The sequence below is a fragment of the Mycobacterium sp. 141 genome (assembly GCF_000382405.1).
Classification (GTDB): domain Bacteria; phylum Actinomycetota; class Actinomycetes; order Mycobacteriales; family Mycobacteriaceae; genus Mycobacterium.
The window spans coordinates 101,515-122,251 of the sequence record NZ_KB908261.1 but is presented as its reverse complement, the minus strand read 5'-3'; the positions used below and the strand labels follow the sequence as shown (position 1 = coordinate 122,251).

The 20,737-nt window shown below is 64.8% G+C and carries 23 protein-coding genes, 1 other RNA gene and 1 pseudogene; 14 read left to right on the top strand and 11 right to left on the bottom strand.

Going from position 1 to position 20,737, the window contains the following annotated elements; genetic code table 11:
- Window positions 1-71: 71 nt before the first annotated feature.
- The 3 genes and pseudogenes from H276_RS0112320 to H276_RS24660 all read right to left on the bottom strand — a co-directional run.
- Complete coding sequence (locus tag H276_RS0112320) at window positions 72-962, bottom strand: hydroxymethylglutaryl-CoA lyase (RefSeq protein ID WP_019971619.1); 891 nt, start codon at window positions 960-962, stop codon at window positions 72-74.
- A complete protein-coding gene (locus H276_RS0112315; protein ID WP_019971618.1) occupies window positions 959-2,158 on the bottom strand; it encodes a CaiB/BaiF CoA-transferase family protein in 1,200 nt (399 codons plus the stop codon). Before H276_RS0112315 ends, H276_RS0112320 begins: the two co-directional genes overlap by 4 nt.
- Window positions 2,159-2,175: 17 nt before the next feature.
- Window positions 2,176-2,331: pseudogene (locus tag H276_RS24660) on the bottom strand (alpha/beta hydrolase); the annotation flags it as partial.
- A gap of 203 nt (window positions 2,332-2,534) precedes the next feature.
- Between H276_RS24660 and H276_RS0112305 the strand changes: the two are divergent.
- Both H276_RS0112305 and H276_RS0112300 read left to right on the top strand, forming a co-directional pair.
- The gene (locus H276_RS0112305) at window positions 2,535-3,092 is read left to right on the top strand and encodes a type 1 glutamine amidotransferase domain-containing protein (RefSeq protein WP_019971616.1); all 558 of its coding nucleotides are present in this window, start codon (window positions 2,535-2,537) and stop codon (window positions 3,090-3,092) included.
- 484 nt (window positions 3,093-3,576) lie between these two features.
- Complete coding sequence (locus H276_RS0112300) at window positions 3,577-4,554, top strand: esterase family protein (RefSeq protein ID WP_019971615.1); 978 nt, start codon at window positions 3,577-3,579, stop codon at window positions 4,552-4,554.
- A 126-nt stretch (window positions 4,555-4,680) separates the two neighbouring features.
- On the opposite strand, the gene H276_RS0112295 is transcribed toward H276_RS0112300, so the two are convergent.
- The 3 genes from H276_RS0112295 to hisN all read right to left on the bottom strand — a co-directional run bounded on the left by H276_RS0112295 (window position 4,681) and on the right by hisN (window position 8,236).
- Window positions 4,681-5,901, bottom strand: coding sequence for an acyl-CoA dehydrogenase family protein (locus H276_RS0112295; protein WP_019971614.1), 1,221 nt, complete (start codon window positions 5,899-5,901; stop codon window positions 4,681-4,683).
- A 39-nt stretch (window positions 5,902-5,940) separates the two neighbouring features.
- On the bottom strand, window positions 5,941-7,350 hold the full coding sequence (locus tag H276_RS0112290; protein WP_019971613.1) for an acyl-CoA dehydrogenase family protein: 1,410 nt from the start codon (window positions 7,348-7,350) through the stop codon (window positions 5,941-5,943).
- A 103-nt stretch (window positions 7,351-7,453) separates the two neighbouring features.
- Window positions 7,454-8,236, bottom strand: coding sequence for a histidinol-phosphatase (gene hisN / locus H276_RS0112285; protein WP_019971612.1), 783 nt, complete (start codon window positions 8,234-8,236; stop codon window positions 7,454-7,456).
- A 23-nt stretch (window positions 8,237-8,259) separates the two neighbouring features.
- Between hisN and H276_RS0112280 the strand changes: the two genes are divergently transcribed.
- The gene (locus tag H276_RS0112280) at window positions 8,260-8,592 is read left to right on the top strand and encodes a hypothetical protein (protein WP_019971611.1); all 333 of its coding nucleotides are present in this window, start codon (window positions 8,260-8,262) and stop codon (window positions 8,590-8,592) included.
- Here the strand turns inward: H276_RS0112280 and H276_RS24650 are convergent.
- Together H276_RS24650 and H276_RS0112275 are read right to left on the bottom strand one after the other, a co-directional pair.
- Window positions 8,569-8,796 carry a hypothetical protein gene (locus H276_RS24650; RefSeq protein WP_155943066.1) on the bottom strand — a complete coding sequence of 76 codons (228 nt, stop codon included), beginning with the start codon at window positions 8,794-8,796 and terminating at the stop codon, window positions 8,569-8,571. The genes H276_RS0112280 and H276_RS24650 overlap by 24 nt on opposite strands.
- Entirely contained in the window at window positions 8,793-9,098 is a 306-nt protein-coding gene (locus tag H276_RS0112275; protein WP_019971610.1) for a helix-turn-helix transcriptional regulator, read from the bottom strand. Before H276_RS0112275 ends, H276_RS24650 begins: the two co-directional genes overlap by 4 nt.
- 265 nt (window positions 9,099-9,363) lie before the next feature.
- Between H276_RS0112275 and H276_RS23630 the strand changes: the two genes are divergently transcribed.
- Window positions 9,364-9,987 carry a helix-turn-helix transcriptional regulator gene (locus tag H276_RS23630; protein ID WP_019971609.1) on the top strand — a complete coding sequence of 208 codons (624 nt, stop codon included), beginning with the start codon at window positions 9,364-9,366 and terminating at the stop codon, window positions 9,985-9,987.
- A gap of 75 nt (window positions 9,988-10,062) precedes the next feature.
- Here H276_RS23630 and H276_RS0112265 read toward each other — a convergent pair whose 3' ends face one another.
- On the bottom strand, window positions 10,063-11,430 hold the full coding sequence (locus H276_RS0112265; protein WP_019971608.1) for an FAD-dependent oxidoreductase: 1,368 nt from the start codon (window positions 11,428-11,430) through the stop codon (window positions 10,063-10,065).
- A 160-nt stretch (window positions 11,431-11,590) separates the two neighbouring features.
- Here H276_RS0112265 and prfB point away from each other — a divergent pair, with 160 nt between their 5' ends.
- The 7 genes from prfB (at window position 11,591) to ssrA (ending at window position 16,888) form a co-directional block, all read left to right on the top strand.
- Entirely contained in the window at window positions 11,591-12,709 is a 1,119-nt protein-coding gene (prfB, locus tag H276_RS0112260; RefSeq protein WP_019971607.1) for a peptide chain release factor 2, read from the top strand.
- Window positions 12,696-13,688 (top strand): mechanosensitive ion channel family protein, encoded by a 993-nt coding sequence (locus H276_RS0112255; RefSeq protein ID WP_026356909.1) that lies wholly within the window; start codon window positions 12,696-12,698, stop codon window positions 13,686-13,688. Before prfB ends, H276_RS0112255 begins: the two co-directional genes overlap by 14 nt.
- On the top strand, window positions 13,689-14,216 hold the full coding sequence (locus H276_RS0112250; RefSeq protein WP_019971605.1) for a hypothetical protein: 528 nt from the start codon (window positions 13,689-13,691) through the stop codon (window positions 14,214-14,216).
- Window positions 14,217-14,261: 45 nt separating this feature from the next.
- A complete protein-coding gene (gene ftsE, locus H276_RS0112245) occupies window positions 14,262-14,951 on the top strand; it encodes a cell division ATP-binding protein FtsE (RefSeq protein WP_019971604.1) in 690 nt (229 codons plus the stop codon).
- Entirely contained in the window at window positions 14,952-15,848 is an 897-nt protein-coding gene (ftsX, locus tag H276_RS0112240; protein ID WP_019971603.1) for a permease-like cell division protein FtsX, read from the top strand.
- Between the two features lie 10 nt (window positions 15,849-15,858).
- Entirely contained in the window at window positions 15,859-16,347 is a 489-nt protein-coding gene (gene smpB, locus H276_RS0112235; protein ID WP_019971602.1) for an SsrA-binding protein SmpB, read from the top strand.
- A 173-nt stretch (window positions 16,348-16,520) separates the two neighbouring features.
- Window positions 16,521-16,888: a transfer-messenger RNA gene (ssrA, locus tag H276_RS24075) on the top strand.
- A 92-nt stretch (window positions 16,889-16,980) separates the two neighbouring features.
- Here the strand turns inward: ssrA and H276_RS0112230 are convergent.
- Together H276_RS0112230 and H276_RS0112225 are read right to left on the bottom strand one after the other, a co-directional pair.
- Window positions 16,981-17,238, bottom strand: coding sequence for a hypothetical protein (locus H276_RS0112230; RefSeq protein ID WP_019971601.1), 258 nt, complete (start codon window positions 17,236-17,238; stop codon window positions 16,981-16,983).
- Window positions 17,238-17,501 (bottom strand): hypothetical protein, encoded by a 264-nt coding sequence (locus tag H276_RS0112225; protein ID WP_019971600.1) that lies wholly within the window; start codon window positions 17,499-17,501, stop codon window positions 17,238-17,240. Before H276_RS0112225 ends, H276_RS0112230 begins: the two co-directional genes overlap by 1 nt.
- Before the next feature lie 383 nt (window positions 17,502-17,884).
- Here H276_RS0112225 and H276_RS0112220 point away from each other — a divergent pair, with 383 nt between their 5' ends.
- The 3 genes from H276_RS0112220 (at window position 17,885) to H276_RS0112210 (ending at window position 20,724) form a co-directional block, all read left to right on the top strand.
- Window positions 17,885-18,760 carry a cutinase family protein gene (locus H276_RS0112220; RefSeq protein ID WP_019971599.1) on the top strand — a complete coding sequence of 292 codons (876 nt, stop codon included), beginning with the start codon at window positions 17,885-17,887 and terminating at the stop codon, window positions 18,758-18,760.
- 146 nt (window positions 18,761-18,906) lie between these two features.
- Window positions 18,907-19,635: a TIGR02206 family membrane protein gene (locus H276_RS0112215; RefSeq protein ID WP_026356908.1), complete on the top strand. Its 729-nt coding sequence runs from the start codon at window positions 18,907-18,909 to the stop codon at window positions 19,633-19,635.
- 81 nt (window positions 19,636-19,716) lie between these two features.
- Window positions 19,717-20,724, top strand: a complete 1,008-nt coding sequence (locus tag H276_RS0112210) for a DUF2993 domain-containing protein (RefSeq protein ID WP_196807900.1) — start codon at window positions 19,717-19,719, stop codon at window positions 20,722-20,724.
- Window positions 20,725-20,737: the final 13 nt, after the last annotated feature.

Here is a 20,737-nt window from a genome sequence, read left to right as displayed (position 1 = left end):
GCCTCCGTGACGATCGGGCTGGTGGGTCTTTGATCAGGCTGGGCTACGACGTGCTCGGCATCGAGTTCGCGTCAGTCCAGGATTCGGTCACCCGCGCGCAGCAGGGCGCTCGGTAATGCGTGGCCCACAACCTGCTCGGCCACCTTGGCTGCGGCGATCGCGGCGCTGAGATCGACGTCGACGTCGATGTTGCTGTCCCGCAACAGATACACAAGATCCTCTGTGGCGATGTTGCCCGTCGCGCCGGGAGCGAACGGGCAGCCGCCCAGGCCGCCGACCGAGGCATCCAGTCGCGTCACCCCGGCCTGCACGGCAGCATAGGCGCTGGCCAGCCCGGCACCCCGGGTGTTGTGGAAGTGCGCGCCGAGCGGCAGGGCACCGATGACCTGGCGCACCTGCTCGATCAGCGACGTCACCCGGCGCGGCGTGGTGGTCCCGATGGTGTCGGCGATTGCGACGCGATCAACACCGAATTCGACTGCAGCGGAGAGGATATCGAGCACCCGATGCGAAGCCGTCGGTCCGTCGAACGGGCAGTCCCACACCGTGGCGACGATGACCTCGACGGTGGCATCCGCGTCGTGCGCAACTCGCGTCACATCTGCGATGGCCGAGGTCGCCTCGGCGCTGGTGCGGCCGACGTTGGCCTGGCTGTGGCCATCGGAGGCCGACACCACGTACTCGATGGATCGCAGCCCTGCGGCGACGGCACGTTTGGCGCCATTGGGGCTGGCCACCAGCGCGGAGAATTCCACGTCGGGAAACGCCGTCAGGATCTCCGCGAACTCGGGGGCGTCGGCCAGGGCCGGCACCTTGGACGGGGACACGAATGCGGTTGCCTCGACTTCCCTGACGCCGGTGGCGACGATCGCCTCCAGAAGCGCGACCTTGGCCGACAATGGAATCGGATCCTCCAGTTGCAGACCGTCGCGCAGACAGACTTCGCGGATATCGACCTTCACAGAACCCCCTCCTCACGCAGCGCTGCCAACTCGGCGTCGGAGTGCCCGAGCAGCTCGCCGTACACCTCGTCGTTGTGCAAGCCGGGCCGTGCCGGTCCGGCGTTGCGTATGGTGCCGGGAGACTCGGACAGCACAGGCACGATGCCAGGGCCTTTGACGTTGCGCTGGATCCGGTCATCCCAGTGGTCGGCGATCATGCCGCGGGCCTGCAGCTGCGGATCCTTGACCACCTCGGCGACGGTGTTGATCGGTCCGGAGATCACTCCGGCCTGCGACAGTGTCTCGATGATTTCCGATGGCTGACGCCGGGCTGCCCATTCTGCGATGATCTTGTCCAGCTCGTCCTGATTACGGCCACGCGCAACGTGATTGACAAACCGGTCGTCGGAGGCCAGTTCAGGGCGGCCCATTGCCGTGCACAAGCGGCGGAACACGGTGTCCTGGTTGGCGGCGATGACCACCCAGCTGCCATTCGCAGTCTGATAGATGTTGGACGGTGCGATACCTTCCAGTCGTGTGCCGGACGGTCCGCGCACGACCCCGCCGGTGTCATAGTCCGGAATGGTGGATTCCTGGATCGCCAAACATGATTCGGTCAGCGCGGTGTCCACGACCTGTCCCTCGCCGGTGACGCTGCGGCGGTAGAGCGCCGCAAGCGCCCCCTGAGCCGCGAACATCCCGGCGAGACTGTCGCCCAGAGACAGCGCCAGCCGGGGCGGAGGGCCGTCGGGGAAGCCGTTCATGTGCCGCAGACCGCTGGCTGCCTCGGCAACCGAGGCGTAGCCGGCCTTACCGGCCTCCGGCCCTGTCTGCCCGTAGCCGGACACCCGTACCAGGATGATGCCCTTGTTGCGTTCCCGCAGCACGTCGTAGCCCAGATTCCACTTCTCCAGCGTGCCGGGCCGGAAGTTCTCCACAATGATGTCGGAGCGGTCGACCAGCTCGAGAAACAGCTGGCGGCCACGGTCAGCACGCAGGTCCAGCGTGATGGCCTTCTTGTTACGGGCGTGCACCGTCCAGAAGAAATGGTGCCCGTCGAGTTCGGCCTGGCCCCAGGTGCGCAGCGGGTCGGGGCTGCCGGGTAGCTCGACCTTGATGACCTCGGTGCCCATGTCGCCGAGCAGCCGACCGGCGAACGGCCCGGAGATCAGGGTGCCGAGTTCGAGCACCCTGATGCCGTCCAATGCGCCCGTCACAGCGACGGCTCCGTGCCCAGCGTGGGCGCCGTGATACCCGGGCCGGTCTTGGCGGCGTGGCCATTGGCATCGGCGTAGCTCCACCGCGACAACCAGCTGCGGAGTGTGCAGGATCGGGCCAGGCGCACGGGGCTCATGTTCACCACCTGAGGATCGCCTAGACAGCACTGTCCCGTCCACCCGCTGTGAGGGTTTTGCCTTTGCGCAGGTGAACGCTGCGTTTCAGCGTCTGCTTCCCGGGGTAGCCACCGATCGTGGAGGGAGTCGCAGTCGCCCTTCGCCGACGCCGATCTGCGACTTCCTCCACGCTGGATCTCGAATCAACCTGGCGCACAAGCGATCTTGCTCGCGCCGTGGACAGAACGAAAGGACCCACATGTCCAAGGAATTACAAGGCCGCCGGATCGGCATTCTGGCCGCGGACGGTGTAGAGCGCATCGAACTCGAACAGCCGCGCACCGCTGTGGAGAACGCCGGTGGCCACATCGAGCTGCTGTCCATCAACGCGGGAGAAATCCAGGCCCGCGATCACGATCTCGAACCGGCCGGCAGCTTTCAGGTGGACCGCACGGTGGGCGAGGTGAGGGTCGATGACTTCGATGCCCTCATCCTGCCCGGTGGCACCGTCAACCCCGACAAATTGCGGCTCGACGGGACCGCCGTGGCGTTCGTCCGAGATTTCGTCCGTTCGGGCAAGCCGGTTGCGGCAATCTGCCACGGCCCTTGGACCCTGGTCGAGGCCGACGTAGTACGCGACCGGACACTGACCAGTTATCCGAGTATCCGCACCGACCTTCGCAACGCCGGCGCCAACGTCGTCGATCAGGAGGTCTGCATCGACGGCAACCTGATCACCAGCCGCTCACCAAGCGATCTGCCGGCATTCTGTGAAGCCATCACCGATGAACTGGCGAGTACCCCGGCCCAGACGTAGGCGGGCAGTCCATGACACCCCGCCCTGCGGCCCATTCCAGTACGGCCCGTGTTGGCGCAGCAGAAATTTAGTATGTGGTTTCGAAGTGGTGCAGTCGGAATCTGCTCGGAGACGATTGGATAACCCTCCGGACACCGGTTGTGCACAGATTGGCCGCGGCCGTAACTTGACACGGCGGACTTGAACGGGGGACAGTGCCTGTTCGCGCTGGTAGGACACCCCGGCAGGGCGTGAAGACAAAGGCGGCGTCATTTTTTGCCGAGCCAAGTTGCGCCGCGCCGCAACGGGCCGTCGGTTTTCTCTCATCGCGCCCTCATGATTTACTCAAGACGCAACAACTGAATTTTCTCGGTCCGCTCCGCTGAAGCACCGGGCTCAGTCGAGCGGGCGCGACGATGCAGCGATCCTTCGTTGCATGTCGCACGATGACCTCTGATCGCGCAGTACTGGGCGTAGTTAACCGGAAGATGGACGGATTTGCAGTATGAGCTTCATTGACAAGATTCGTGGCCATTGGGCGCGCCGGCTTTCGGTGGCGGCCATGGCAGCACTGTTGCTGCCTGGCTTGATCGGCGTGGTGGGCGGATCGGCGACCGCGGGAGCGTTCTCCCGGCCCGGTCTGCCGGTGGAGTACCTGATGGTCCCGTCGCCGTCGATGGGCCGTGACATCAAGGTTCAGTTCCAGAGCGGTGGATCGGGTTCGCACGCGGTATACCTGCTCGACGGCCTGCGCGCCCAGGATGACTACAACGGTTGGGACATCAACACCAACGCGTTCGAGATGTTCCTGAACACCGGGCTGTCGGTGGTCATGCCGGTCGGCGGACAGTCCAGCTTTTACAGCGACTGGTACCAGCCGGCCTGTGGCAACTCTGGTTGCGTCACCTACAAGTGGGAGACCTTCCTGACCAGCGAGCTGCCGGAATGGCTGGCCGCGAACCGCGACGTCGCTGCGAGCGGTAACGCAGCCATCGGCCTGTCCATGGCCGGTTCGGCCGCGCTGATCCTCGCCGCCTACCACCCCGACCGGTTCATCTATGCCGGCTCGATGTCAGGCTTCCTGAACCCCTCCGAGGGCTGGTGGCCGTTCCTGATCAACATCTCGATGGGTGACGCCGGCGGTTACAAGGCCAACGACATGTGGGGTCCCACCGAGGATCCGAACAGCGCCTGGAAGCGTAACGACCCGATGGTGCAGATCCCGCGGCTCGTCTCCAACAACACCCGTATCTGGATCTACTGCGGTAACGGCCAGCCGGACGAGCTCGGCGGCGGCGACCTGCCGGCGACGTTCCTGGAGGGTTTGACGATCCGCACGAACAAGACGTTCCAGGACAACTACATCGCCGCGGGCGGTAAGAACGGCGTGTTCAACTTCCCGGACAACGGCACGCACAGCTGGGCCTACTGGGGCCGGGAGCTGCAGGCCATGGTTCCGGATCTGCAGCGAGTCCTGGGCTAACCACCTCGCCGAGCAGACAGAAAACTGCCCCAAATCTTCGGATTTGGGGCAGTTTTCTGTCTGCTGGCCGGTTGGAAACCAGGAGCGCAGCGCTGGGCTCGAAGTGCGGCTCGCGAGGGGGGAAGGTTACTTCAGCTCGGCCGAGGAGAGGCCCAGCAGCCGGCGGGCCACCACGAGCTGCTGGATCTGCTGAGTGCCTTCGAAGATGTCGAGGATCTTCGAGTCACGTGCCCATTTCTCCAGCAGGGTCTGCTCCGAATAGCCCACGGTCCCGGCCATTTCGACGGCCTTGAGGGTGATGTCGCTGGCCACACGGGCAGCCTTGGCCTTACCCATCGAGGCTTCCTTGGAGTTGGGAATGCTGTTGTCGGCCTGCCACGCCGAGCGCACCGTCAACAGGTAACCGGCCTCCCAGTCGGCTTCCATCCGGAGGAACTCCGCCGCGGGGGCACTCTGGGCGTGCGCAGGCTTGTCGTAGGAGATCTCCACGCCCGCATCGGTCAGGATGGCGCGCAGATCCTCCAGCGCGGCCCGCGCGATACCGACGGCCATGGCCGCCACGATCGGTCGAGTGTTGTCGAAGGTCTCCATGACCCCGGCAAAACCCTTCTCCACGTGGATCTCCGGATCACCGAGCAGGTTGTCCTTCGGGATGCGGGCATTCTCGAAGCGGATCACCGCGGTGTCGGAGGCCTTGATGCCGAGCTTGTGCTCGAGGCGCTCGACGGTGACTCCGGGATGCTCGCGCGGCACGATGAACGACTTGATCGCCGCACGGCCCAAGGACTTGTCCAGTGTCGCCCAGACCACGATGTGGGTCGCGCGCGAACCCGCGGTGACGAAGATCTTCTCGCCGTTGATCACGTACTCGTCGCCGTCGAGCACCGCGGTGGTGGTCACGGCAGCGGAGTCGGAACCGAAGCCCGGTTCGGTGATGGCCATCGCGGCCCACACGTCCTTGCCGAGCCGTTCGAGCTGCTCGGGCGTGGCCACCGAGGAGATGGCGGCGTTGCCCAGGCCTTGGCGCGGCACCGAAAGCAGTAGTGCCACGTCGCCCCAGCTGATCTCCACTGCGTTGAGCAGTGCGGACATGTTGGCACCGTTGACAGTTGTCTTCTGGCCGTCGCCGTTCGCGTCGTCACGGAAGGCTTCGGCGCCCGCGAACGAGATGGTCTTGGCGCTCGAGATGCCTTCGAACAGGTTGGCCAGGGTGTCGAGCTCGACCGGGTAGGCGTGCTCGGCGAGGTCGTACTTGCGTGAGATCGGGCGAAGCATTTCGGCGGCGCCCTGATGGCCCTTCTCGATGACGGCCTGAAGCTTGCGGGGCATTTCCAGATTGATTGCCATGATTCGTCTTTCGCTTGGATAAGAGGAAGGACCGCTGAGCTAGATAACTACGACACCTTCGGCGACGCCGATGGCCCGCAGACCGCGGTACCAGCGCTCGACCGGGTGTTCCTTGGTGTATCCGTGACCGCCGAGCAGCTGGACCCCGTCCAGACCGATCTGCATGCCCTTGTCGGTGCCGAGCTTGTGGGCCAGCGCGGCTTCGCGGGCGAACGGCAGGCCCTGTTCGGCCCGGGCGGCACCGCGCCAGGTGATGAGTCGCAGGCCGTCGAGCTCGATGGCGATGTTGGCGGCCGTGAATGCCACCGATTGCCGGTGGGCGATGGGCTCGCCGAACGCGTGGCGTTCCTTGATGTAGGGAATCACGTAGTCCAGCACCGCATGCGAAGTACCGACCGCCAGCGCTGCCCAGCCGAGTCGCGACAGCGCGATCGCTTCCGAGTAATCCTCGTCAGTGGCCTCGTCCTCACCGAGGCGGGCGTGCAGCGGTACGGCGACGTTGTCGAGTTCGACCTGGCCGAGCGCGGCCGCGCGGATGCCCATGCTGGGATCGGCCTTGACGGTAAGGCCCTGCGACGACGCCTCGACGATGAACAGCGCCGGTTTGCCACCCAGTTGTGCTGCGACGATGAACAATTCGGCGTCGGCCGCGGCGGGCACCAGCGATTTGACACCGGACAGCCGGTAGCCGCTCGGCGTGCGTACCGCGGTGGTCTTGAGCATGGTCGGGTCGAATAGCGCGTGCGGTTCGGCGATCGCCACGCAGCCCTGCGGGACGTTCTCGCTCGCGAATTCCCTGAGGTAGGTGGCCTGCTGATCGGCGCTGCCCCAGTGGGTGAGCGCCGCCGCGACCCCGCCGGGCGCCAGGATCGGCAGCGCCAGACCCATGTCGCCGTAGGCCAGCGCCTCGGCGACCAGGGCATTGGTCACCGTGCTGCGGTGCTCGGCGATGCCGTCGAACTCCTCCGGGACGTTAACGGCGGTGATACCCAGCTCAGCGGCCTTGGCGATGAGATCGACCGGGTAGGTGGCCGCTTCGTCGGCGTCACGGGCCGCCGGCCGCAGGAGTTCCTTGGCGAACTCATTGACCGTGTCGACGATGATCTTCTGGTCGTCGTCGGGGGTGAGGTCGAAGTAGTCTGAGCGCTTTTCGGGCCGAGGGCCCGCCAGCCGGGTGGGTGACTTGCCTATGCCTTGCACCCGCTGGAACTGCCGGGTGGCTGCCCCGGCAGTCGAAAATACCTGCTTCACGCCATATTTCAGGCCGCGATTGAGCGGGTCGCGCAATCCGTAGCGATCCAGGAACTCCTGGCCCAGGATCGGGGTGATCAGCGCCAAGCCGATGTCGGTCGCTGTCCGCTTGTACTTGTGCATACCCACGGCGCTGGGCCGGTCGGAGCGCTGGGGGTGGGGTGTGGAGCCGTTCTTGGACGGCAGAGTGTTGGTCATTGTCAGCTGCCTCTGGTTGGTCGTGGCGACGCGTCTGACCGTATCTTACTCTGGAGTAAGGTATGGCGCCGCAGTAACCAATTTCACACCCGGCACAGGTCGGCTACCCCGCGGACAACCTGCTCAGCACCTCCGAGTGGAGCTGTCCGTTGGTGGCCAGCGCACTGCCGCCGTGCGGCCCGTCGACGCCGTCGATGCTGGTAAAAGTGCCTCCGGCCTCGCGGATGAGGAGGTCGAGCGGAGCGACATCCCACAGCTTCACCTCGGGTTCGCAGGCGATGTCGACCGCGCCCTCGGCGACCATGCAGTACGACCAGAAGTCCCCGTAGGCCCGCACCCGCCACACCGCATCGGTCAGTTCGACGAAGCGATCCCGGCGGTCCTCCCAGCCGGTCGTGAGGTCGGAGTACGACAGACTGGCCGATGCCAGATCGCTGACACCGGAGACCGACAGCTTGCGCGTCGTCCCGGCGAACGAGCCGAACGCGCCCTGGCCGGCGCCCGCCCACCAGCGCCGGGCCAACGCCGGTGCGCTGATTACCCCGACAGTCGGCGTGCCATCCTCGAGGAGGGCGATCAAGGTACACCACACCGGCACGCCGCGGACAAAGTTCTTGGTGCCGTCGATCGGATCGAGAACCCACTGCCGGCCCGTCAAAGCGCTGGTGCCGCCGAACTCTTCGCCGAACACCGAGTCGTCCGGCCGCGCGTCGTCCAGCGTCGCTCGCAGTGACTCCTCCGCGCCGCGGTCGGCGTCGGTGACGGGCGTCAGGTCGGGTTTGGTTTCAATGCGCAGGTCTAACGCTCCGAATCGGGCCATGGTCAGCGCGTCGGCCTGATCGGCGAGTCCGAGTGCCAGGGACAGGTCATCTGCGTAGGTGCTCATGGCAGCAGTCCTACCATGGCCTGGTGTGGGAATTCGGGATACTCCTGTTGCTCGTGGGCGTGCTGGTGTTGCTGCTGGCGCCGCGGATCATGCGACGTCGCGGTATGGGGCCCGACACCGTATCCGGCACGCTGCTGGTCACGGGGGTCAGTCCGCGTCCGGACGCCCAGGGGGAGCAGTTCGTGACGATCACCGGCGTCATCAACGGACCGACGGTCAACGAGCATGTGGTGTATCAGCGCATGGCTGTCGATGTGTCTGCCTGGCCCACCATGGGCCAGCTGATCCCGGTGGTGTATTCGCCGAAGAATCCGGACAAGTGGGCGTTCGCCTCACCGGACTCTCCTGCGCCGTGAACGCCGGGCAGCCTTCCAAAGGTCGAGTGGCTCGGACAGAATGTGGTTGGTTGCCGCGGCATGCCGGTGCGCGTCGGCGATGGCCCGGCGGCCGAAAATACGGGGCTTGCCGTGCCAACCGCATTGGCAGATCGCGAATGGCAGGCAATGACGGGTGCGCCACAGGGTGATGGTCGAGACTTGGTCGAGTTTGTGCGTGGTCATCGCTCGCTCTCCTCGCGAGTTCGTGCGGGTGCGACGCGAGACACCCCCGTCAGGGGAGTCAAGTTTTGATTGATCTTTCGTCCGTTGATCTTCTCGGTGTTCACCGCGAAGAGAAGGTCGACCGGGGCGTCCAGCGCCTCCGCGATGCGCGCACCCAGCTGCGGTGAACATGAGTGTTTGATACCCGAGCACAAGCCGTGAATGAATGCCTTGCTGCATCCAACACGGGTGCCTAGCTGTGCCATTGAGTATCCCCGTTGGCGCATGAGCGCCCGCAGCGTATCGCCGGAATGCAACCGCACTTGTTTCAAACCCCGTCTTCGCGGATAGCCAGCCAACTGCGGTCCAGGTTACGGCAAATTATCACTAATTAGCTAACGAAACATCAATAGGTAGTTGACGAATATGGCATGGCGTTAGATCGGCTTTCGCACTGCCTGCAGAAATGGGCAGTATGTCGCTTATTGTCTGGTTGACGTCATGGCATCAGCGATGGTGCGTCGACAGCGACCAACAGCGAATGAGGTGGCGTGATTGGCTGGTCGGTTGGGTATAGGAGACGATTCCATGCGCCAGCTGATCCAGATCGTCCAGACGCACATGGACGACTACGGGGTGTCCGAAGCTGAGGTTGCGCGCCGCATAGGTGCAACACCGCAGACGGTCAACACCTGGCGCAATGGCGAGATGAAGCAACTGCCTCGCCGGCAGTATCTAACTGCGCTCGCCGAGTTGACACAGACCGCCTACACGACAGTCTTGATCGCGGCGCTTCACGACACCGGATACCTTGCCGAGCCGATGAGCATCGATGCCGCCTACACGGCCCTGATCATCTCGCTCGCCGTCGACGCCGACGAACTTGAATCTGCCGCGTCCGACATCGACGCTGTCGTCGATATCGCGGAGATGGGCGAAGCTCACGAGGTGATCACGGCGATCAGGAACCTTGTCAACGAGGTCAACATCGTGGCGGATGCGATCCACGCCGTTGCGTCGCAGGTTGTCGGAGGCGACGAACGACGACTGCGTCAACTCAAGCGGGAGATTCGCCGTTATCGGCGTGAACAAGCCGATCTTCGCCGGCTCGACGTATCGTTCGGTACTGGCCGATCCAATCCGGCTGCCCACCGATCGATAACGCCGCCTTCGCCGGGACCGGTTGCAGAGCGTCAGAACCCACCCGGTTGATCCAAGAACGGTCGCGCGCGTACCGAATTCCGGCGGAACGTGGACGCCTGGTCAGGTGCAAACACGTCCCGGCCGTCAGCTGTGGGCGATGCGCAGCAGCTCGGCCAGACTGGGCACTTTGACCCGCGGCCGGCCCAGCGGCTCCCCGGCGGCGCGCTCGTGCAAGTCGATGGCGCGCCAATGGTCGTTGGTGACCAGCTCGGGTTGGCGTTCGGCGAGCCACGCGGCCAGCGCGGCACCGTGGTCGTCACCGAACTCGCTGAGTTCGCGCGCCCGCAGATCTGCGAGCAGGGTGTCCACCGTGTCCGCCGAATCCTTCTTGTTGCTGCCGATGACGCCGGAGGGCCCGCGCTTGATCCAGCCGACGACGTACTCGTTGCGGCTGCCCTCGATACGGCCGTCGGTATGCGGGATGGTGCCGGACCGCTCGTCGAACGGAAGCCCCGCGATAGGCACACCGCGGTAGCCCACGGCTCGGACCACGAGTTGCGCCGGCAACTCCTCACGCTCACCGGTGTCCTTGGTGACCACGCGTCCATCGGCGTCACGGACAAGCTCGTTGCGGCCCAACACGACCGACTCGACCCGGGCGTCGCCGCGCAATTCGATCGGCGAGGTGCAGAAGCGGAATATGATGCGTCGCTTGGCTCCTTCGGGCTTGCGTTCGGCGTAGCTGCGCAGCACTTTGATGTTCTGTTTGACGGTTTTGCCCGCGGCGTCGAGGTCTTCGTCGGTGATGTCGGCGAAATCGGCCGGATCGAGGATGACGTCGACGTCCTCGAGGCCTTCCATGCCGCCGAGTTCGCGTAGCTCGACGGTGGTGAAGGTGGCCTGCAGTGGGCCACGTCGTCCGATCACCAGCACCTCCTCGACGCCATGTGCGTCCAGCGAAGCCAGAGCATGATCGGCGATGTCGGTGTGGGCCAGCGCCGCGGGATCGCTCACGAGAATGCGGGCCACGTCCAGGGCCACGTTGCCATTGCCGACCACGACCGCGCGACTGCCCGACACGTTCGGATCCATCTCACCGAAGCGGGGGTGTGCGTTGTACCAGCCGACGAAATCGACGGCGGCAATGCTGCCCGGCAGCTCCTCGCCGGGAATGTTCAGCGACCGGTCCGACTGGGTGCCCATGGCATAGATCACCGCGTCGTAGCGCTGTGCCAGTTCGGCCGGTGCGACATCCGTGCCGACGGTGATGTTGCCGAAGAACCGGAAACGTGGATCGGCAGCGGTGGTCTCGAACTGGGCGCTGATCGACTTGATCTTGGGATGATCCGGCGCGACGCCCGACCGCACGAGACCCCACGGGGTCGGCAGCATCTCGAGCATGTCGACGCGGACATCGCGGTGTTCGGGGGAGTCGGCGGATTTGAGCAGTGATGCGGCGGCAAAGAATCCTGACGGACCAGAGCCGACGATTGCCACGTGATAGGGGCGCATGCACAACCTTCTGTGAGCCATCAATTGACCACCCTGACCCGCGCAAGGGGCTGTCGCGGCGCGTCAGGGCTGGTACCCCCCGACTCTAAACGTGGATCCTTCGAGCTGCCGCCGGTCAGCGATAACTTCCCCGAACGGGCTACAGGTAACCTCAACTTTCGTGGATCTAGACCGTCAAGCCGATATCGCCGCACTCGACACCACCCTGACGACGGTGGAGCGGGTGCTTGACTTGGACGGCCTGCGTGACCGGGTGGCCAAACTCGAGCAGGAAGCGTCGGACCCGAAGCTGTGGGACGACCAGACCCGTGCTCAGAAGGTCACCAGCGAGCTGTCGCATGCCCAGGGCGAGCTGCGCCGGGTGGAGGAGCTGCGCAGCCGGCTCGACGATCTGCCTGTGCTGTACGAGCTGGCCGCGGATGAAGATGGGCAGGCGGGCGTCGACACCCTCGCCGAGGCCGACGCCGAGCTCGACAAGCTGCGCGAGGACGTCGAGCAGATGGAGGTCCGCACGCTGCTGTCCGGCGAATACGACGAGCGCGAAGCCGTCGTCACCATCCGGTCCGGCGCCGGAGGCGTTGACGCGGCCGACTGGGCCGAGATGCTGATGCGGATGTACATCCGCTGGGCAGAGCAGCACAAGTACCCGGTCGAGGTGTTCGACACCTCCTACGCCGAGGAAGCCGGCATCAAGAGCGCGACGTTCGCGGTGCACGCGCCGTTCGCCTACGGCACCCTCTCGGTCGAACAGGGCACCCACCGGCTGGTGCGGATCAGCCCGTTCGACAACCAGAGCCGGCGCCAGACCTCCTTCGCCGACGTCGAGGTATTGCCGGTGGTCGAGACCACCGATCACATCGAGATTCCCGAGGGCGACCTCCGCGTCGACGTCTACCGCTCAAGCGGTCCCGGCGGACAGTCGGTGAACACCACGGACTCGGCGGTGCGCCTCACCCACATCCCGACCGGTATCGTGGTCACCTGTCAGAACGAGAAATCGCAGCTGCAGAACAAGGTCTCGGCGATGCGGGTTCTCCAGGCAAAGTTGCTGGAGCGCAAGCGTTTAGAGGAACGCGCCGAGATGGACGCACTGAAAGGTGACGGCGGAAGTTCCTGGGGGACTCAGATGCGGTCCTATGTGCTGCAGCCTTATCAGATGGTGAAGGATCTGCGCACCGAGTACGAGGTCGGTAACCCGACCGCGGTGCTCGATGGAGACATCGACGGATTCCTGGAAGCAGGAATCAGGTGGCGCAACAGAAAAGATGACGACGAGTAATTTGGCCACCACGATGCTGGCCCATCCGATGGCCCAGCGCTGGCATGACTTCTGGCACGGCGAGTTCGGCGTATGGATCCTGACCAAGGGTCTGCGCATCGCGCTGTTGCTGATCGGCGGGCTGCTGCTGGCCCGCTTCATCAGCTGGGCCGCGCAGAGATTCGTGCGGCGCATCGACGCCGAATATGAGGAAAGCGACCAGCTGGTGCGCTCGGAGAGCGCCAAGCACCGGCAGGCCGTCGCCTCGGTGATCTCTTGGGTCTCGGTGGCGATGCTGTTCGTCGTCGTGCTGGTCGAGGTCAGCGACGCGCTGGACGTGCCGATCGTGTCGTTGGCGGCTCCGGCGACGGTGGTCGGTGCTGCGCTGGGCTTCGGCGCACAACGCATCGTCCAAGACCTGCTGGCAGGCTTCTTCATCATCACGGAGAAGCAGTACGGCTTCGGTGACCTGGTCAGACTGACGATCGGGGCGGCCAATGAGGCCGAGGGCACCGTGGAGGATGTCACGCTGCGGATCACCAAGCTGCGGTCCTCAGAGGGGGAGATGTACACCGTTCCCAACGGCCAGATCGTCAAGTCGCTGAACCTCTCCAAGGACTGGGCCCGCGCTGTGGTCGACATCCCGGTACCGGCCAGCGCAGACCTCAACGCCGTCAACGACGTGTTGCACGACGTGGCGGACAAGGCCTCCGAAGACGAGGAACTGTCCAAGCTGCTGCTCGACAAACCGCAGCTCATGGGTGTGGAGAGCATCGGACTGGATACCGTCAACCTGCAGATGGTCGCCCGGACCCTGCCCGGCAAGCAGTTCGAGGTGGGGCGGCGACTGCGGGTCCGCGTCGTACGGGCCTTGCGACGCGCCGGAGTGGCCACGCCCAGCGATGGCGCGACCCCGACCGTGGAGTCGATTCCCCTTCCGGCGACGGCGGCGGGGACCGAGCAGACGCCAGCGGGACGCCCCACCCGGGAGACCACGTAAATGAAATTCGATCTGTCCTCGCAGTTCAAGGTCGTCAAGGACACCGCGGTCAAGTACTGGCCCAAGCACCTCGGTCGGGTCCGTACGTCGACGGTGGTCCTGATGGTGGCGTTCGTGGCGCTGTTCTGGGTGCAGCAGGCCTATCGGCCGCCGACACCTGTGCCGGCGGCGCCTCCAGGTTTCGTACCCGATCCCGATTACACGTGGGTGCCGCGCACCAAAGTGGCGCCCCGGACGACGGAGCCGACGACCACGCTCACCACCACGCCGACGACGACCGAAACGACGACGACGGAAACCACCACGCCCGAAACGACCGGTGTGAGTCCGACCACCACGAGCCCGACCACGACGTCCAGTTCGCCGGGGCCGCGCACCACGGTGATCGATCCGGACGGTCCCGGTCCGTTGCCGGCGATCACGCTGCCGATCTTGCCGGGCGAGACTGCGCCGGCATCGACCCCGGCCCCCGCGCAGCAACCCTCGCCGGCTGCCGAGCAACCCACCGCGCCGACATTGCAGCCTTAGCATGGTCCGGCTTCTACGCTCTCACCGCTACACTGGCGTGCCGTGATGATCACCCTCGACCACGTGACGAAGCAGTACAAGTCGTCGGCGCGACCAGCGCTCGACGACGTCTCGTTGACGATCGACAAGGGTGAGTTCGTGTTTCTCATCGGCCCGTCCGGGTCGGGCAAGTCCACGTTCATGCGCCTGCTGCTGGCAGTGGAGACGCCGTCGACGGGTGACATCCGCGTTTCCAAGTTTCACGTCAACAAGCTGTCGGGACGGCATATCCCGAGCCTGCGACAGGTGATCGGCTGTGTATTCCAAGACTTCCGGCTGCTGCAGCAGAAGACCGTGTTCGAAAACGTGGCATTCGCCCTCGAGGTCATCGGTAAGCGATCCGAGGTGATCAACAGGGTCGTCCCAGACGTGCTGGAGATGGTGGGGCTGTCCGGGAAGGCCAACCGGCTGCCCAGCGAACTCTCCGGCGGTGAGCAGCAACGCGTGGCGATCGCCCGGGCGTTCGTCAACCGCCCGCTGGTGCTGATCGCCGACGAGCCGACCGGGAACCTGGACCCGGAGACCAGTAAGGACATCATGGACCTACTGGAGCGGATCAACCGCACCGGAACGACGGTGCTGATGGCCACGCACGACCATCACATCGTCGATTCGATGCGTCAACGGGTCGTCGAACTCGAACTCGGCCGGCTGATTCGTGACGAACAGCGCGGCGTCTACGGAATGGATCGCTAAGTGCGCTTCGGCTTTCTTGTCAATGAAGTTCTGACCGGGCTTCGCCGCAACGTCACCATGACCGTTGCGATGATCCTGACCACAGCCATCTCCATCGGGCTGTTCGGTGGCGGCCTGCTGGTGGTGCGGTTGGCAGACCAGTCCCGCGACATCTACCTCGACCGGGTCGAGACCCAGGTGTTCCTGACCGACGACGTGTCGGCCAACGATCCGAACTGTGATGCCGACCCGTGCAAGGCGTTGCGGAGCAAGCTCGAAGAGGACACCGACCAGGTCAAGTCGGTGCGGTTCCTCAACCGCGACGAGGCCTATCAGGACGCCATCCGCAAGATCCCGCAGTTCAAGGATGTCGCGAGCAAAGACGCCTTTCCGGCGTCGTTCATCGTCAAACTGAACAATCCCGAGCAGCACGCCGAATTCGACAAGTCGATGATCGGGCAGCCGGGTGTGCGCAGTGTGCTCAACCAGAAAGAGCTGATCGACCGGTTGTTTTCGGTGCTCAACGGCCTGAGTAACGCGGCGTTCGCGGTGGCGCTGGTACAGGCGATCGGGGCCGTGCTGTTGATCGCCAACATGGTGCAGGTGGCGGCCTACACCCGACGAACCGAGATCGGCATCATGCGCCTTGTCGGCGCCACTCGCTGGTACACCCAGCTGCCGTTCCTGGTGGAGGCGATGCTGGCGGCCCTCATAGGTGTCGTCATCGCGATCATCGGGCTGACCGTCGTGCGGGCGGTATTCATGGAACGCGCGCTCAACCAGTTCTATCAAGCCAACCTGATTGCCAGGGTGGACTTTGCCGACATCCTGTACATCTCGCCGATCTTGTTGTTGGTCGGTGTCGCGATGGCAGGGGTGACCGCGTACGTCACCCTGCGGCTTTACGTACGCAGGTAGGCGTGAGGTAGTGGCGACCAAGAAGTCCAGTCCCGCTGGCAACAAGCAGATCGTGGCGAGCAACCGCAAGGCGCGGCACAATTACGCGATCCTCGACACCTATGAGGCCGGTATCGCGCTGATGGGCACCGAGGTGAAAAGCCTGCGCGAAGGTCAGGCATCGTTGGCCGACGCCTTCGCGACCGTGGACGACGGCGAGATCTGGCTGCGCAACGTTCACATCGCCGAGTACCACCACGGCACCTGGACCAACCACGCGCCGCGCCGCAATCGCAAGCTGCTGCTGCACCGCAGGGAGATCGACAACCTCATCGGCAAGATCCGCGACGGCAATCTCACGCTGGTGCCACTGTCGATGTACTTCTCCGACGGCAAAGTCAAAGTGGAGCTCGCGCTGGCCCGCGGCAAACAGGCGCACGACAAACGCCAAGACCTGGCCAAGCGTGACGCCGACCGGGAGATCATCCGTGAACTCGGCCGCCGCGCCAAGGGCATGTAACCCGGCCCACCCTGCACCGCGACCGTGCGTGTCTGTCGGCCGACACACCGCCTTTTGTCGGCGTTGCGCGCACGCTCGTCGACAGCTGCCCAATCACGGGAATGACTGCTTGGCATCGGCTGTTGATGCCGGCGTAGGATGATGTGTCCTGCCGAAAGTCGGCAGGGATGCGAGGGGCTGATCGGTTTCGACTTCGCGCATCGAATCAAGGGAAGCGTGCCGGTGCAGGCAAGAGACCACCGTAAGCGTCGTTGCAACCAATTAAGCGCCGATTCCAATCAGCGCGACTACGCCCTCGCTGCCTAAGCGAGGCTAGTCTGTCAGACCGGGAGCGCCCTCGGCCCGGACCCTGGCATCAGCTAGAGGGACCCACCCATGGGTTCGGTCGCGGAATCCATGGGGACATCAAACAGCGACTGGGATCGTCATCTCGGCTTGTTCGCGTGACTGAGAGATCCGAGTAGAGACACAGCGAACTGCGCACGGAGAAGCCTCGAAGACATGCCGTAGGACCCGGGTTCAATTCCCGGCAGCTCCACCGATAGCACGAGAGAAGGGCCATCTTCCTGACCGGGAGGTGGCCCTTCTGCTGTGTGGCGGTTCGGCGAGCCGCGCGGAGACCGGTTATAGAGGTCAGAGTGCGGCTTCGGACTGCGTATTCCGGGTAGCCGCGCGACGGATGAGCCCGATCAGCGCGACGAGCGCCCACACACCCTGCAGGATGACGAAGCCCCACTGCGACTCCACCGCAGCCAACCAGGTCAGCACCGATGCGCCGGCAAAGTTCAGCGCCAGGTACGGCCAGGAACGTGTGCTCCAACGTCGAAACTGCATCAACGTGAATGGCGTCAGGATGCCCAGTGCGCCGACGAACTGCAGGGCAATCTCCATCAGTGCACCGCCGTTGGGACGACGCCACGCGCTCGCTGGATCAGCCCCCACAGGGACACCAGCGCCCACACACCCTCTAGGAACACGAAACCCCACTCCTGCGCGATCACGGCGGTGACCGTCATCGCGCCGGAGCCCACGAGGTTCACGGCCAGGTACGGATAGCCGGCCGGGTTGATCCGGTCAACCTGCGCTAGGAGGAAACAGGCGAGCACAAGCAGCGCGCCGACAATTTGAGTGACCTCGAAGACCAATCCGCCCATGTGCGCCTAGGCCCCCGCTGTTCGAGCGGGCACCGCACCGGGCAGTGCGTTTACTACATCGGGAAAAGATCTACCCACGGCAGCCTCCACGCGCTGGCCGTCGTCGAGTCCGGGTACGGTCGCCCTCGTCCGGGGTCACGCCTAGATGACGTGCCGTATCTACAGATAGCACACCCCCAGCCCCTCCACTCGTGGGGCGTCGCCAACTCGGGACCCCGCTGGCCGTCAAGAGCTGGTCGCCGGCGCGTGGTCCCAACTGGCACAGGTGCGGTTGGGCGAAGCTACCCGTGTACACGAAGTGAAGTTCAGCCGTCTTGCGTACGGGGTTAGATTGAGGGGTGCTTTCTCGCCGCAAACGCTGCAAGCGTAGCGCCGGTCGTTGGGTGGGGTTTGGCGCTTCGGCACTGTTCGCTGCCGGTGTCCTGCTCGTCGCCCCAAGCGCGCTGCCGGTAGCGTCCGCCACCGACTGCCCGGGCGCCGAGGTCATCTTCGCGCGCGGCACCGATGAGCCGGCTGGTCTCGGTCGGGTCGGCGACGCCTTCGTCGACTCGCTGCGCAAGCAGACCGGCGGTATGAACATCGACACTTACGCGGTGAACTACAAGGCCTCCAAGCTGCAGCTGCACGGTGGTGACGGAGCCAAAGACGCGATTGCCCACCTCAAATCGACGGTGTCCTCCTGCCCCGACACCAAGATCGTCCTGGGCGGCTACTCGCAGGGCGCGAGCGTGATCAACATCGTGGCCGGTAATCCTCTGGGCGGCATCACATGGGCTGATCCGCTTCCGCCCCAGTACGCGGCTAACGTCGCGGCGGTCGCCACCTTCGGCGACGTCGCTACCCGCACGGGAGAAGCGCTGTCGGCCAAGAGCACGCTGCTCAGCTCCAAAGCGATCGACCTGTGTAACCCGAACGACCCGATCTGTCACGCCGGTCCAGGCAATGACTGGAGCGGCCACACCGAGGGTTACATCCCCGTGTACACCACCCAGGCAGCGGCTTTTGTCGCATCTAAGCTACTGGCCGGGTCCGGTCAGACGGTGCCTGGGTATGGGCCATCGCTGGGATATGGCCCCGCGACGCCGGATTACGGCCCGCAGACGTCAATGCACGGCCCGCGACCGGGCTACGGTTCGCCACCGGGGTACGGCTCGGAGACACCAGGGTATGGCGGTCAGCAGTCTCTGGGGCCTGACCCGTCGACATACGAGCCTGCTTCGCCGGCCCCCGATTTCGGCTGGGTCTCGGCGGTCCGCTGACGAAGTCGGGACATCGGGTCAAATGCGGCTTGTCTGGTTGAGCGGTTGACCCAATATCCATGCGGGTGTTTCGAGCGGGCAGGTCGAACGCCGCCTGCGATTATGGGTAATCGTTCCGTGCGTGCGACGAAACGGGGTTGATCGAACTGTTCTCTGCACAACGCGAGTTTTCGGCCTACGGCCCGTCACACTTGGTGGTGCTGGCGGTGTTCGCGGCGGGCGCGGTCGTGCTGGTCATGATCGGCCGTCGACAGACCGAAGCGCAGGCCCGGCTCCTCGGCCGCGTCCTGGCGGGTCTGCTCCTGGCGGCGTTCATCGTGGCATTGGTCTACAAGCTGGTCGAGCCCACCGTCGATACCTCGGTGCCGCTGCAACTGTGCGACATCGCGGAACTCGCGGCGGCGTACGCCCTGTGGTCGCAGCGACGGTGGGCTTTCGTCCTCACCTACTACTGGGGTCTAGTCCTGAGTTCACAGGCGTTGATCACGCCGGATATCGGTACGCCGAGAGACGGCGCCCCGGACTTTCCGCACCATCTGTTCATCACGTTCTTCACGCTTCACGTGCTCGTTGTCTGGGCGGCCATCTATCTCACCTGGGGGCGTGGAATGCGTCCGCGGTGGCGCGACTACCGGTTCGCAGCCATCGCGACGTTCGCGTGGGCAGCATTGACCCTCATCTTCAACGTGATCACTGGCACCAACTACGGCTATCTCAACAGGAAGCCGCCCACCGCATCGCTGCTGGACGTACTGGGCCCGTGGCCGCTGTATCTGCTGACCGAGGTCACGATCGTTCTCATCGTGTGGGCGCTGATGACCTGGCCCTGGGAGCGCACGAAGCAAGATGCCGAGGAAAGTTCCGGTGTGGTCTGATCGCCCGCAAGCAACGGTGGGTGGGCTGTGGAATGCTTCCTTCTTAGCTCGCACCCATGTCGATGGGGCAGAATTGCCCGGATGCCGACACCGCCGCAACGCCCCGGACAACCTGGCTGGCGCGGCCCCGGAGCGCCGCCGCCCGACCCCGCAACCCAGCGTTTGCGGCCACCCGAGCCGCCGACTCAGCGTCTGAGGCCACCTCCGCCGCAACAGCAGCCGCCCACCCATCACGAAGCACCGACCGAGCAGTTTCACGCTCGCCGTCAACCCGCCGATACCCCCGCCACCGAGAAGATCGCCCGACAGCGTCCCCGCGCGGTCGGGCCGCCCGGTGCGCACCATCCACAGGGCAAGGAGCGACCACGGCGTCGCCGCCTGCAGACGGTCGTGTTGATCGCGATCATCGTCGTCGCCCTGTTGGCGGGCGGACTGGCCGGTGCCGAACTGTATGCCCGGCACCGGGCTGGAAGCCTGCTGGCCGACGTCACCCAATGCGTCGTGCAGGACGGTGCCACCATCTCGTTCGGAGTGAGTCCGCCGTTTCTGTGGCAGCACATCACCGGTCACTACACCAACATTTCCGTCGACACCGCCGGTAATCGAGTCCAGGCGGCCAAGGGGATGACGGCCGACGTGAGCCTGTCGGACATTCGCTTGCAGGGCACGGCCGATTCCAAGGGCACCATCGGATCCCTGGCCGCCACGCTGTCGTGGACGTCGGCCGGGATCAAGGAGACTGTCGCCGAGAACTTACCCGTCGTAGGCGACCTGCTCACCGGTGTCCACACCGACACCGCTGCCGGGACCCTCGTCCTCGACGCCGCCGGCGGCACCAGCGTCACCGCCAAGCCCGTCGTCGCCAACGGTGACTTGAACCTGCAGGTGCTCGATGCCACCGGACCTTTCTCGAAAGACACCGTGCAGTCAGCGCTGGACGGCCTCACCAAAAAGCTGAACGACAACTATCCGCTGGGCATACACGCCGACAGCGTCGAGGTGACCAGCACCGGGGTCGTCGGAAAGTTCTCCAGCCAGAACGCGTCAATTCCCAACGGCGAAGCCAACTCCTGCTTCGCGAAGGTGTGAGCGCGCGTTCGTG

Excerpts from the sequence above, each read along its gene's own strand:
- H276_RS24650 (WP_155943066.1), bottom strand. The coding sequence starts at position 8,796 with ATGACCACGCACAAACTCGACCAAGTCTCGACCATCACCCTGTGGCGC.
- H276_RS0112230 (WP_019971601.1), bottom strand. The coding sequence starts at position 17,238 with ATGGAGATTGCCCTGCAGTTCGTCGGCGCACTGGGCATCCTGACGCCA.
- hisN (WP_019971612.1), bottom strand. The coding sequence starts at position 8,236 with ATGAGCACCTACGCAGATGACCTGTCCCTGGCACTCGGACTCGCCGAT.
- H276_RS0112290 (WP_019971613.1), bottom strand. The coding sequence starts at position 7,350 with ATGACCAACACTCTGCCGTCCAAGAACGGCTCCACACCCCACCCCCAG.
- H276_RS0112250 (WP_019971605.1), top strand. The coding sequence starts at position 13,689 with ATGAAATTCGATCTGTCCTCGCAGTTCAAGGTCGTCAAGGACACCGCG.
- ftsE (WP_019971604.1), top strand. The coding sequence starts at position 14,262 with ATGATCACCCTCGACCACGTGACGAAGCAGTACAAGTCGTCGGCGCGA.
- H276_RS0112305 (WP_019971616.1), top strand. The coding sequence starts at position 2,535 with ATGTCCAAGGAATTACAAGGCCGCCGGATCGGCATTCTGGCCGCGGAC.
- H276_RS23630 (WP_019971609.1), top strand. The coding sequence starts at position 9,364 with ATGCGCCAGCTGATCCAGATCGTCCAGACGCACATGGACGACTACGGG.
- H276_RS0112210 (WP_196807900.1), top strand. The coding sequence starts at position 19,717 with ATGCCGACACCGCCGCAACGCCCCGGACAACCTGGCTGGCGCGGCCCC.
- H276_RS0112225 (WP_019971600.1), bottom strand. The coding sequence starts at position 17,501 with ATGGGCGGATTGGTCTTCGAGGTCACTCAAATTGTCGGCGCGCTGCTT.
- H276_RS0112255 (WP_026356909.1), top strand. The coding sequence starts at position 12,696 with ATGACGACGAGTAATTTGGCCACCACGATGCTGGCCCATCCGATGGCC.
- H276_RS0112295 (WP_019971614.1), bottom strand. The coding sequence starts at position 5,901 with ATGGCAATCAATCTGGAAATGCCCCGCAAGCTTCAGGCCGTCATCGAG.
- H276_RS0112265 (WP_019971608.1), bottom strand. The coding sequence starts at position 11,430 with ATGCGCCCCTATCACGTGGCAATCGTCGGCTCTGGTCCGTCAGGATTC.
- H276_RS0112300 (WP_019971615.1), top strand. The coding sequence starts at position 3,577 with ATGAGCTTCATTGACAAGATTCGTGGCCATTGGGCGCGCCGGCTTTCG.